This window comes from Acinetobacter sp. V116_7 (assembly GCF_056735735.1).
Map to the genome: position 1 here is coordinate 336,331 of NZ_JBWZIF010000028.1, position 12,776 is coordinate 349,106.

12 protein-coding genes are annotated in these 12,776 nt (G+C 34.5%); 3 read left to right on the forward strand and 9 right to left on the reverse strand.

Going from position 1 to position 12,776, the window contains the following annotated elements; genetic code table 11:
• The first annotated feature begins 78 nt into the window (after positions 1 to 78).
• Positions 79 to 1,029, forward strand: a complete 951-nt coding sequence (locus AC1PJP_RS15555) for a DUF4882 family protein (protein WP_416667923.1) — start codon at positions 79 to 81, stop codon at positions 1,027 to 1,029.
• Positions 1,030 to 1,085: 56 nt separating this feature from the next.
• Here AC1PJP_RS15555 and AC1PJP_RS15560 read toward each other — a convergent pair whose 3' ends face one another.
• Positions 1,086 to 2,195 carry an S-(hydroxymethyl)glutathione dehydrogenase/class III alcohol dehydrogenase gene (locus AC1PJP_RS15560; RefSeq protein WP_003651772.1) on the reverse strand — a complete coding sequence of 370 codons (1,110 nt, stop codon included), beginning with the start codon at positions 2,193 to 2,195 and terminating at the stop codon, positions 1,086 to 1,088.
• A gap of 229 nt (positions 2,196 to 2,424) precedes the next feature.
• On the reverse strand, positions 2,425 to 4,296 hold the full coding sequence (locus tag AC1PJP_RS15565) for a non-contractile tail sheath protein (RefSeq protein ID WP_479767597.1): 1,872 nt from the start codon (positions 4,294 to 4,296) through the stop codon (positions 2,425 to 2,427).
• Between the two features lie 183 nt (positions 4,297 to 4,479).
• Here AC1PJP_RS15565 and AC1PJP_RS15570 point away from each other — a divergent pair, with 183 nt between their 5' ends.
• Positions 4,480 to 5,637 carry a catalase family protein gene (locus tag AC1PJP_RS15570; RefSeq protein ID WP_479767599.1) on the forward strand — a complete coding sequence of 386 codons (1,158 nt, stop codon included), beginning with the start codon at positions 4,480 to 4,482 and terminating at the stop codon, positions 5,635 to 5,637.
• Positions 5,638 to 5,675: 38 nt separating this feature from the next.
• Here AC1PJP_RS15570 and AC1PJP_RS15575 read toward each other — a convergent pair whose 3' ends face one another.
• The 3 genes from AC1PJP_RS15575 to AC1PJP_RS15585 all read right to left on the reverse strand — a co-directional run bounded on the left by AC1PJP_RS15575 (position 5,676) and on the right by AC1PJP_RS15585 (position 7,894).
• Positions 5,676 to 5,981 carry a hypothetical protein gene (locus tag AC1PJP_RS15575; protein ID WP_005305220.1) on the reverse strand — a complete coding sequence of 102 codons (306 nt, stop codon included), beginning with the start codon at positions 5,979 to 5,981 and terminating at the stop codon, positions 5,676 to 5,678.
• A gap of 830 nt (positions 5,982 to 6,811) precedes the next feature.
• The gene (locus tag AC1PJP_RS15580; RefSeq protein WP_005305214.1) at positions 6,812 to 7,267 is read right to left on the reverse strand and encodes a hypothetical protein; all 456 of its coding nucleotides are present in this window, start codon (positions 7,265 to 7,267) and stop codon (positions 6,812 to 6,814) included.
• Positions 7,268 to 7,459: 192 nt separating this feature from the next.
• A complete protein-coding gene (locus AC1PJP_RS15585; RefSeq protein WP_479767601.1) occupies positions 7,460 to 7,894 on the reverse strand; it encodes a GFA family protein in 435 nt (144 codons plus the stop codon).
• A gap of 200 nt (positions 7,895 to 8,094) precedes the next feature.
• Between AC1PJP_RS15585 and AC1PJP_RS15590 the strand changes: the two genes are divergently transcribed.
• Positions 8,095 to 9,681 (forward strand): phospholipase D family protein, encoded by a 1,587-nt coding sequence (locus tag AC1PJP_RS15590; protein WP_479767603.1) that lies wholly within the window; start codon positions 8,095 to 8,097, stop codon positions 9,679 to 9,681.
• A 16-nt stretch (positions 9,682 to 9,697) separates the two neighbouring features.
• Here AC1PJP_RS15590 and AC1PJP_RS15595 read toward each other — a convergent pair whose 3' ends face one another.
• From AC1PJP_RS15595 to AC1PJP_RS15610, 4 genes are all read right to left on the reverse strand, one after another.
• Complete coding sequence (locus AC1PJP_RS15595; RefSeq protein WP_016138130.1) at positions 9,698 to 10,285, reverse strand: uracil-DNA glycosylase family protein; 588 nt, start codon at positions 10,283 to 10,285, stop codon at positions 9,698 to 9,700.
• 200 nt (positions 10,286 to 10,485) lie between these two features.
• Entirely contained in the window at positions 10,486 to 10,722 is a 237-nt protein-coding gene (locus tag AC1PJP_RS15600; RefSeq protein ID WP_004792401.1) for a hypothetical protein, read from the reverse strand.
• Positions 10,723 to 10,955: 233 nt separating this feature from the next.
• Positions 10,956 to 11,132 carry a hypothetical protein gene (locus AC1PJP_RS15605; RefSeq protein WP_004792403.1) on the reverse strand — a complete coding sequence of 59 codons (177 nt, stop codon included), beginning with the start codon at positions 11,130 to 11,132 and terminating at the stop codon, positions 10,956 to 10,958.
• A 579-nt stretch (positions 11,133 to 11,711) separates the two neighbouring features.
• Positions 11,712 to 12,761: a dipeptidase gene (locus AC1PJP_RS15610; protein WP_479767606.1), complete on the reverse strand. Its 1,050-nt coding sequence runs from the start codon at positions 12,759 to 12,761 to the stop codon at positions 11,712 to 11,714.
• Positions 12,762 to 12,776 lie beyond the last annotated feature (15 nt).

Here is a 12,776-nt window from a genome sequence, read left to right on the forward strand (position 1 = left end):
AATATTTAAAAATTAATAATAAGTTTTACTTTATCACTACTTTCTAAAAATTTAATACTTAACTAGATAGGAATGTTTATGAAAAAAATAGGTATAGTTGCTGTTAGTGCAGTGACATTATGCTGGGCCATATATGAAGTATCTTCTAATAATACCAATACAGTAACGCATAGCGAGACAAGCCCAAAAGTCGCATCTAAAAGCAGTGCATTATCTGTAAATAATGAAAAATTAGTACCACAGTTGCTATTAGCTCAAACTAACTCCCTTAATTCTGCCCCAGTGTGTAAATATAGTTTTGATGCGACTCAAGAAGATTTTGATCTTTGGAATAATCAACATTCTGACTATTTGCCTATGAAAATATTTCCATTGATAAATGGTCAAAAATTTGGTTTTAAAGTAGAGCCTGTCACGGAAGATAATTATGGTTATCTTGATTATAATGCAAAAAGTAAGGCAAAAATGAATTCAACAAGTTATGACGGCGATTTTTTATTGCCTAATAAAGGTATTGTTGCTTTTGAGATGGAGCTTAAAGTCCCCCTACTTTCTTCAAGCAGCTCATCTTACTCAACCGACATCAGTTTTAATGGTGTAACAGATAATAACTATACAATTAGATCAAATTATCATTTTGATATTGGTGCTCAGGATTTTGAGTTTGGTGAAAATCCACCTCGTTTATATCATAGCTTATCATCGGAGGTGGGAGATTATGAACTTATTGATAGTTACTTTAAAAACAAAAAAATGACAGATAACACAAATGAATATCAACGCTTAGGTGTTTACATTAATCAGGACACTAAGCAAGTCGGATTTATATCTAATGGTGTTGATGAAGGATATCAATTTATATTACCTGGTGCACTACAGAAAATAGCTTTCTCAATGAATGGAAATATAAATATTCTTTCTACGAATTTATTTGGACAAGAGTTGTCTAATGAACTCATTACTGACCGTAATGCACTACAATTTAGCTATCCTCAGGGTACAACTGACATGTGCGGTAATGCCATTTAAGATATAAAATGATAAGTTGTAAAAAAGGGCTGAATCACAGCCCTTTTTTCTTTTATTTAGAAATGAATAACAGTACGAATTGATTTACCTTCATGCATTAAATCAAAAGCAGTATTAATGTCTTGTAAAGGCATGGTGTGCGTTACAAAAGGCTCAAGTTGAATCTCACCTTTCATTGCATCTTCAACCATTTTTGGAAGTTGTGAACGGCCTTTTACCCCACCAAAAGCAGTACCTAACCATTTACGGCCAGTAACCAACTGGAATGGACGAGTCGAAATTTCTTGACCTGCACCAGCAACACCAATAATGACTGATTGTCCCCAACCACGATGTGCACACTCTAGAGCCGAGCGCATAACATTGACGTTACCAATACATTCAAATGAGTGGTCAACACCCCAACCTGTCATTTCTACAATGACTTGTTGAATTGGTTTATCGTAATCTTTAGGGTTTAAGAAATCTGTAGCACCAAACTGCTTAGCAAGTTCAAATTTATCTGGGTTGGTGTCTACCACAATAATTTGTCCAGCTTTCGCTTGACGTGCACCTTGTACAACAGCCAAACCAATACCGCCTAGGCCAAATACAGCAACCGAATCACCTTCTTGTACTTTAGCTGTGTTATGAACGGCGCCAATACCCGTAGTCACACCACAACCTAGTAAACAAACTTGCTCGTGATTAGCTTCAGGATTGATTTTTGCTAAAGATACTTCTGCAACTACCGTATATTCACTAAATGTTGAACAACCCATGTAATGGTAAATTGGTTCACCATTATAAGAAAAACGTGTGGTTCCATCTGGCATTACACCTTTACCTTGAGTCGCACGTACTGCAACACACAAGTTGGTTTTTCCAGATTTACAGAATAAGCATTCTTTACATTCAGCTGTATAAAGTGGAATCACGTGATCACCTGGTTGAACGCTTGTTACGCCCTCACCCACTTCAACCACAACACCTGCACCTTCATGACCTAAAATAGCAGGAAACACACCTTCTGGGTCATCGCCAGATAATGTAAAAGCATCGGTATGACATACCCCTGTATGGGTAATTTTTATTAAAACTTCACCCGCTTGAGGTGGTGCAACATCAACTTCAACAATCTCTAAAGGTTTTCCTGGGGCAAAGGCGACAGCTGCACGAGATTTCATCTTTGGGTTTCCTTTAAATCATTCGGTATTTATAGTCGAGCAAAATAGATTATATATCGGTAATACAAGAGCTTAATTTTGCTTAAATTAAAATTGGCTTTCATGACAATCCATCACAGCATAGCCAGTCATGTACCTCTAAGCAAGCCTACATTTAAAAAAGAAGAAAACCTCTTGCTTGAAGAGGTTTCTTATAAAATCACTTATTTTATAAAAGGATTATGTTTACTTAGAGGTAAATATCTGGTGGATATGGTGTGTTATCGCTAATTGGCGAATACAGCGTGTTTTCAACAAAGAAGCCATTTGGAGCTTGAGTTGTATCGATCGTAATTGAATCAAACATAACCTGTGGATAGGCCCAAATAAATTGCTTCATCAAACCTAAAGAAACATTGTTTTTCATATCACCAAAAATTCTTTGCCAGATAGGTGTTCGATATGGCTTGGTTTTATCAAATCCATAAATATAGGCAATAGATGCATCAGGAACGAAACCTGATAAGTAAATGACTTTATTGGCAGGATAGCCCAGCCCTTGTATAGGTATTTGGGAAACTGCTTGATGTGCCAAGTCTAAGCGAGCTTCCAATAACCAGTCATAAGCTTCTGTCATCATGTAATCAAAATTAGGATATGAATAATGTTGGCTTGGATAGTTAATATAAGTGGCTAAAGTCTGAATTGGAGATTGAATAGATGGAAAGAAAATGAGGGGGCTAACTTTGGCTGTGGAGTATTTTGCTTTAATGGCCGTACGAATGTCTTGGCAGGTTTGACCTAATTTATTTCTAAGCCATGTTTTAAACTCATCATATGGCGTTCCTGTTTTATTCATTGCTTCATAAATTGTACCCAAATCTGGTGCATATAAACCTGTATCTGCATTAAAGGCTAGTTTTGTTGGATAGTCATATACACAAGGTAGATTCGTATCGGTGTTATACCACCACCAAGGTTCACCAATCTGCATGTTTACATCACATCCCCCTACTACCATTGCATCTGCAAATTCAATAAAGACTTTACGTAGATATGCCAAAGCATTCTGATGACTTAAACTAAAAAAATAGCTCGGTGGTTGGTAGCCTGTTTTACCCAGATTACTGTTCCAGTCACGCTGTGCCCAATATTCATTGGCCCCCAAGGAGTACATTTCAAAGCTTACCCCAAAGATGGGTTGCAGACTGGCGCTATGTAACGCCTGAGCATATTTCTCATGCCATTTACGCGTACATGAGTTAACGACCGCTTCACCTGTTACCAGCGTATCTGGTATTTGCCATTTATTAATATCACTTTTCCATGTCATTTCAGGATAATGTGACATTCCACAATAGTGGTTAACCAAACCCTTATATCCCAAGGTCACCATATTGTTGACCAAGCGCTGAGGGTTTAAATCATAGTGGTCATCATAGCTCGTACAGATACCATAATTGTGCTGAGGAACAACCACACGGCTCAAACTTAACTTTGCATTTGTACCAGTTACGACTGAATTGGTTAGACGAATGTAGCCATCTTCAGGCTGGCTTAAAGGTATAGCTGATTGGCTATTATAATGGCTAGTGAAACCTGAAAATGAAATCCGTTGAATGTTAGTTACTGGGAAGCTATCTGTAGCAGAAAAGCCAGCTTTTACTGTATCCCAGTTAATATGAATATGTGCCGTTCGCGATGAAGGATTATTTGCATAGTTAAATAAGACAACATAGGCAACTTTATCTACACCATTTTCATTATAGTACACCGTTAAAGTGGGCGTTAAACTTGGATTGTTAAGCACTGGCATCGTGGCAGATAACTCAATATCGAAGTCCCAGACCACCCCTGCATAGCTATATTTGGTTTGATACGCTAAAAATTTATGATCTTTAGCATCATTAGAATCCCAACTAATTCCTACTAAATCATTTGCCATTCGGGCTCTAAAAGAGGCTTCAAAACCATTTCCATAATTCGTAATAGCAAAAGACATCGTTTGTGGACCGTCTATTCTCCAATAGATAGGGTTAAACCGATCAATAAGTGTATTTTGAGTGATTGGATGTGGTGATGAATTAGAATTATTTTGTACATTTTGTGAGTTAGTTATCATGTCTACATTCTCTTAATGTATTAAGAGGTTTTATATTAAATAATAATTTTTATTTTATTGTTCAGATAAGTAACAATGACGTTTAAATTATTTACAGTTAATATTTTTTATAAAGCTCAAAATATAGTTAAACAATTAAACTTAATATTATCCTAAAATATTTTTGCACTGAGGAGATAATAAATGTCAAATTTTATGCAGCCTACTCATTTTAGGATATTGTTTGTATTTACTCCTCTTGTTTTTGCACTAACAGGTTGTAGTGACGCTTTATATTCTCAAAGAACCACACCAGTAAAGACATCTTCAGAAAGTATCGCCTATCCAGAAGCTGATACAGTTTTAGGGGAAAAGTTACAGCCTAATGAGGAAGCGTTAGCTCAAAACATAACTCAAGTCATTGAAAAGTCAATTCGTGAACAATATACGGCGGGAAATGCTTTACGTGATGCACATCCCAAAGCGCATGGGTGTGTTCGAGCCGAGTTTCATGTCTCAAAAAATATACCTGCTCAGTTTGCTAAAGGAGTTTTTATCCCAGATCAAAGTTATCAAGCATGGATTCGTTTTTCGAATGCGTCTAATGATGCCACGAGTGCCGACATTAACAAAGATGCTCGAGGCATAGCCATAAAACTTTTAGGTGTATCTGGAGACAAAATTTTAGAAAGTGAAAAACAAGCGACCACTCAAGATTTTATTATGATTAATCACCCTGTCTTTTTTGCCAATGATGCAAAAAGATATCTTTCTTTTATGAATGATGTGAATAGCCATAATATGATCAGAAAACTTCATATTCCTTTTGCCTTAGGTTTTAAAGGAACCATGAATGCACTGGGAGCACGTAACTCACAAATTGCAAACCCACTCTATGCACGTTACTGGTCTATGGTTCCCTATCAGTTGGGACTTGGCAAAGATCGGCAAGCAGTTAAATATTCAGTACGTGCTTGTTCGGTAGCATCAAATAATCTACCTAAAAACCCTAGTCATGATTTTTTAAGAGAAGCTTTAAAAAATACTTTGCAAAATAATGATGCTTGTATGGAGTTCCTTATTCAGCCGAGAACTTCAAGTAAAATGCTAGTAGAAGATGCGATGACAGAATGGGATGAAAAAGCAGCTCCCTTTTATCAAGTAGCAACTATTCACATTCCAAAGCAAAACTTTGATACACCTGAACAAAACCAGTTCTGTGAAAATCTTTCTTTTACGCCGTGGCATGCTTTACCTGAACATAAGCCATTAGGTGCTGTAAACAGAATGCGTAAGGTCATTTATGAAAATATAAGCAGAGTTCGACATGATATGAATTCAGCCCCTAGACAGGAACCTTAAATATTTTATCCCTGATGGTTTGTCTAAGCTAACTACCTTTAGTCAATTCCTTTGCTTGTATCTATAGTAATACGATCAATAAAATCTGCTAACCATAAAACAAAGTCATCTTCACTTTTATGCTTTGGAATCAAACTTATATCTAATGTAATAGGTAGTTCATTTTTAAAGCTAACAACTGTACCCTCGAAATTCACAAAGTTATATAAAAATTTTAATTCTGTACCTGCAATGGCTTTTTTGATTTCTATGATGAGATTATTTAAGTTTTTAAAATGATTGTTAGAGTATTTATATTTAATATTTTTATTAATTTTTTCTGCTAATAGTAAGTATTTTGGCATTTCTATCTCCTTATTAATTATTTATAAAATATAAGTATAATTTCAAAGTTATAAAAATAAGTTTTTAATTTTTATTAAATTGTTTCTGCATTTTTAATTTTAATTGATCAGTTGTGGCGATAATAACAACATATTGTTTAAAAGTGTGATTTATTTTTGCTTTTTTATTCTGATTAAATTAGTAGGTATTAATATCGACTAAAACACTCGGCTTTAAAATTTATATTAAATAGGCTCAACATATTTAAACTATTAAGCCTATTTAATTTTTAATATTTACTTAAGAGGAAAAGCACTTCTTTAAATCTTAAGTAAGTTTGCGGAAGTTCTTCACTCTATGAACTTTCCCACATTTTCTGCACTCTTTTAATTTCATCGTGAGTTATATCAAAATCATATTCCCAGACATGAATACAGAAAATTTGTCTAAGGTTGTGGAGCATAGACACCTCCTTATAAAAACTGACTAAGCAGTAAGTTTTTTAAGAATATATTTAGCTTATTTAGAAGAATTTTCCTTTTTAGCTTTATCCTCTTTGTGTTTACAGCAATAACCGAAAACAGCACCAGCACTAAAGAAAAACAGAGCTTTGAACATTGGTATCTCCAAAAGATAATTAAGTAAATTAAAAATTAACATTCAAGGTTGTATCTGTTTTTAGGCCAATGGAGCTGATTCTGTGCGTTATGCAAACTTTTGTGAAAAGTTATAACAATATATTTTATAAGAATAAGGAGAGCTAAATTAAAAAACCGCCCCAGAAGGCGGTTGCTGAATTTACAGCGACATATAGAAGTGTAGTGGACGATCACTTCTATATTTTTTGAACTTATTTTTCTTCTTTTATAATTTTAGTAAAGGCATCTGATTTGAAATAATTAATAATCATCTCCCCATCATCACTTGTCGATGATGACACTTTAGGAGGTTCGTCATAGTTAAACTTAAAGTCTGGAGGAATAAATTTCGAGATTGGTGGAAGCTTAGCCTCTCCTCCCGTTGTAATTCTTTCGATAAAACCCGCGAGCCAAAGTATATATTCATCTTTATTTTTATGGTTGGGCATAAGGCTCATATCCAACTTAATCGCGCACTCTTCTAATGGCTTGGTTAAGCACTCTTCAAAATCTATAAAATTATATTTAAGTTTAAACTTGGTTCCTTTAATTTCTTTGCGGATTACGCTAACCAACTGATTTAAGTTCTCTGCTGAGCTTTCAGAAAATAAATTTTTGTCCTCAATTTTTTTATACACATTCTCAGCAATGATTAAATATTGTGGCATTTTATTTTCTCCCTTTTATTGTCAGGCTACTCACTCAGCCCTTTAAGGAAGTATGATAGATATTATGTTTTCTAATGTAATTGTTGTGCTGCCAATTGTAATTAGTGTGTTTTTGTGAAACTTGCAAGCATAGCCATCCGAAAAAAATAAAATTAATGCAAAATGAGTCTCATTTTTAGATAAAAATTTATTCTAATCAAAAAATATTTTTAGCTCATCTAAAGTTGGAAGCTGATTATAAGATTGATCTGCAATTATGGTATTTGCCCAGTTTGTCTTTGAAACTATACAAAAATTAAGCTTCTTTAGAACCTGAATGTCTTTTTCTAATAGACCTAATGGAATCCACATAAAATGAGTAGTTCCTACCAAATTAGGTACAGGCGATCCACATTTACTACAAAATGAAGATGTGAAGCCTGTTTCTTTTTTATAAGTATGGATAAGCTCAAAACCTGAGAGCCATTCAAATTTATCCTTACTCACTAAAGTTGCAGCATTCGCTCCTGTTCCAGTTTGTTTACGACAGAGACTACAGTGGCAATGGTACACAGTCTTGATTTCGTTATTGATAGAAAATTTGACTTCATTGCATAAACAAGAACCTACATGACTCATCTCGAGCATCCTTCGAAAATAATATTAAATATAGCATTAGCCTTAAAAAGGTTAAATTTAACTTTATATGTTTAAATGGATGTGCTCTCTTAGAAGTGCCTATAAATATAAGGAATTGCTAGAGTTGAGGCTTGGCATAATGCATTTATAGAGTTTAATATGAATTTTGACATATAAATTGAATATAAAAATGCTGTGATGTGCTTATCTTGGATGCGACAAAAGCTTACATGATTAATCAGTTCTATCAGCACTACAGTAGTATGGCATTAAATGCCTGGGGCTTTACACACACACCTTCGTATAACGATACATACGACCCTGATGAGAATGATACAGTGACAAATAGCTTTAATTGGTTGAATGATGAACAAGCTACAGAAAAAACTAAACAAGGATTAACTGCTTTTGTTGCATTAGATGATGCTTTTATCAGTATCGCCTCTCGTATGTATCTAATTAGAAATGCAAAAGAAAAAATCGATTTACAATACTATATTTGGACAAATGATTTTGTTGGGAACCTAATGCTGCACGAGTTATTAACGGCGGCAGATCGTGGTGTAAAAGTTCGGTTACTCATTGACGATCAAAATGGAGTAAAACTTGATGGTGTTCTAAGAAGCCTTCTACACCATCCTAACTTTGAAATTCGTTTATTTAATCCATATAAATTCAGATATGTAAGAATTTTGGACTATATTTTCCGGTTCAAGAAAGTAAACCATCGTATGCATAATAAATTAATTATTGCAGATGGCGTGATTGCTGTAACTGGCGGGCGTAATATCAGTAGTGAATATTTTGATGCAAGTAGTAAGTTTCAGTTTACCGATCTAGATATCTTATTTTATGGACATACGGTACAGCATGCTCAAGCAGTTTTTAATGATTTCTGGCAAAGTGAATTAAGCCAAGATGCGACCAAGCTGGTCGGGACTTGCGCTGTCCACCACTTGCAATCGTTACGACAGCATTATCATGATTTGCTTAATGAAAGTGAAAATCATACTCAAACCGAAGATAAACTTTATGATGCTCAAACTTATTTAAAAGAACTTCTAGAGCACTATCCAATTCAATGGTCAAAAGCATATTTTGTCGCAGACTCACCGAAAAAGATCTTAGGAGTAGCTTCTAAAGAGGAGATGCTTTATGGGCAAGTTATGGCCATTATGGGTGAACCAAAACAACACATCGAATTGGCTTCAGCTTATTTTGTTCCTACACAACAAGGCGCTTACTATTTAAAACAGTTAAAAGTTCAAGGCGTTAAAGTTAGGGTTTTAACTAACTCTTTTGCTGCAAACGATGTGGCAATTGTGCATGCTTTTTATAGTCAATATCGAGTCGAAATGCTGAAAAGTGGTGTAGAACTATTTGAGTTTAAGCCATTTTTAGAACGCAGACGTAGAACATGGTATGAAGTGGTAACAGGAAGCGTAATTCCTGCCAAAGGTAAAAATAAATCGAGCTTGCATGCCAAATTTTTTGATGTAGACGGTAAAGTATTTATTGGTTCTTTTAACTTTGATCCACGTTCGACTTACTTAAATACTGAGGTTGGTCTTGTTATTGAATCGAGTCAATTACAAGCTCAAATTTCGGTCATGCTCGATCAGCATTTACCTCAAGTCGCTTATCAGCTTAAGTTAAACAGTGAAGGTAAAATTATTTGGTTAGATTATCAGTCAAATGGACAAGTTGTTGAATATGAAAAAGACCCTGATACGAGCCTTTTCCAACGTACAATGATTAAAGCCGTTTCATATCTGCCAGTTGAATGGATGATGTAAGAGACTTCAAGTTGACTTATAAAATCCCAATCTCTTTAAAGAATTTTTGATAAGCCTCAGCTTTTTTCTCTAGTGCCAAAGGATAAGCTCGAGAAGAAGATGGTAAGCGGTATAAATGAATATCTCTTCCTGCAAAGTAAGTCGATGTAGATGTCCCAATGAGAGGTTTTTCAGTGTTTTCTGGTAAAACTGAAATTAAAGTATCAGTTGCTTTATCGCCTGTGGTCATGATGGTCTGACATAGAGGAATCTGCTGAAGCAAAACCGTAAGATCTGTTGGGGTTACGATTTCAAGAAATTTATCTGCGGCATTCCCCTTCAACCGCTTAATTTGATAAGCCGTGTCAAAGATTGCAATACCTGTTTCAATTAAGAAATTTCGGATACGTTCTTCATTAAAATTTTTTTGGTTCTCACTTAAAAAGTAAGTTTTGTCTTGGAAAAAAATTAAACCAAAAATTCGCCACATATCATTTTGGAAATTTGGATAGTAAAAATCCATCTTCCATTTATTACGCGGTGGCGGAAAGCTACCTAACATGAGTAAACGCGCATTTTCAGGTAAAAAGGGTTCTAGTGGATGTGTTTCTATCTCAATTATCATAAAAAATCAGTGTTTACTTAAAAACTTTATAAACAAATTACCCTATTTTTTAGTTAATCACGAGTCATGAAATGCAATTTCTCTTAATTAAAGCGTTAATGGGAAAAATCAGCTCTTACTGAAAGACATTGAGGTGATACCTCTGTAGGAATCACCTCAATAATTTATAACGTGTAAGTGGGCTGGTGAACTCAAATTTATTAAGAGTTCAAAACTTTAAAAACCTTACCTGTTCTTGGATGAGCAAAACTGTTATCCGGATCTAAATTAATGACTTTATCCGAAATCACAATTTTAGAAAGTGGCAACCAGCTTTGCTCTTGTTCAGCTTGGACAAAGTTTTTTTCATAAATATTTTCATAAATTTGTTCAACTACAATTTCCATTCCACACATACTTTTGGCATTTACTTCTTTTAAAATATGGCGCTTTGACATTCTAGTCTCCTTTTTTATTATCCGCATCGCTAATAATAAAGACTCCACTGATACAATATGTAAATTTTAATAATGAAAGTGTTTTTTTTGTTTTAATCATACTTTTGTAATAATTAAATGAATAGTTGAGTAATTATTAATTTAATTATTATCTTTAAGTTAATCTATTTAAAATAATTATGAGTTTTAATAAAATTAAAGGGTTCATTATTTGAACCCCTTTTTATTTAATTTTAAACTTGTACAGCGTTATCAATTGAGCCGTCATCTTGATTTTGGACCCTGTCTTTACTAGTCACTGAGTCGCTATCGTGATCTGTGTTAAAACTCTTACTGTTCTTTTGCTTCTTCTTGTAGACACACATCCCAATCGCAATACCTGTTCCTATCACTAAAATTGACTTTAACATTTTGCACCTCTTCGATTGACGGAGTAACTTTTGAAAAATCAGCTTTAATTAATAGCACATAATTTGTTATTTAACGGCTTTCATTTGCTCCGCTTTTGTAAGGTATTTAATTTTTATGTTAATTGAATAGTGTAATAGTTAAAAAATAAATTTTGATACAAAGCAAAAAGCCTATTCTATATTTTGAATAGGCTTTTTACTGTATTTCAGGATTAAGCAGTATTATGAATTGCTTTAAGCAATCTTATTATCTTTGAATACACTACAAATGTATTTAATGCTGAAGTTTTAGTCAAGATGAAATTGAGTGGTTATACCAATAATTAGTAATTCTTGTGATGGATATCACGTTTATTTGTTTCACATAAGAAAAAACCCATTTCTACTTCTCATGAAGAAATGGGTAATGTGAAAACCACAAAAGACCTGAAATACTAAATGTTCTTACATTCAGTAAGGTTGAGTGTAGTGAATATACCGAATGGTTGACAATTAAACTATTTGTATTTTTTTTAGTCATTTCGGCCAATAAAAAAACTGTTATGATTCTGTAGATTAACTCTGTTTAGTCATTCATTATTAACCCAAAATTCTATCAAACACCCTCACCCAATTATTAAGACATATATTTTCAATCAGTGTTTTAGAATAACCACGCTGTTGCATACGCTCAATTAAGCAATGTAGCCCTGTCACATCTTCAAGTTCAGTACCAATAAGTGCACCGTCAAAATCAGAGCCAAAGCCTACATGTTCTTCGCCTAAATGATCCATTAAATATTCTAAATGTTCTAAAATTACATCGATGGGTGTATCTGCATTGCGTTGTCCATCGGATCGTAAAAACGCGACATCAAAATTTACGCCTACCATACCTTTACTTTCTCGAATTGCTTTGAGCTGCGAGTCAGTTAAGTTACGTGCTTGAGGACATAAAGCATGTGCATTAGAGTGCGTTGCTACGATTGGCTGCTGCAATATATCTACCGTATTCCAAAAAGCTTGTTCATTCATGTGTGAAACATCAATCACCATCTTTTTATCGGCACAGCGTTTTATAAAGTCTTTGCCATCGCTGGTAAGACCTGCTCCAGTGTCGGGTGAATGAGGAAACTTGGCATTTAAACCATATCCAAAGCGGCTCGGTCTATTCCAAAGTGGGCCAATACTACGCAGGCCTCTTTCATAAAACACATCGAGTAAATCAGGATTTTGTTGTAGAGCTTCTGCACCTTCCATATGCAACACAATTGCTAGCTTTTGCTCTACTAAACAATCCTGAATATTTTGAACTGATGTGCAAATTTTAATATTTTTAGAATGCTGAGCGAGTTGATGAGCTAAATCGAGTTGTTCCAAGCAAATTTGTTCAATTTGCTGTTGGGTAAAATCAGAAGCATTTTGATCAAATAGCTTATTGGGATGATGCTGTTGCACATAGCTGTATGGAGGTAAAAAAATCGCAAACATTCCTCCTATAAAACCAGCTTGTTGACAGCGGTTTAGGTCCAGATGACCCGCTAAGCGTTCATGAATAAAAGCATGTACAGGATCTGGATGTTCACTTAGCCATAAGCGTGTTAAAGCATCATTATGTCCATCAAAAACTGAAATATGGCTAGGCTTCATGAGCATTCCTACTTG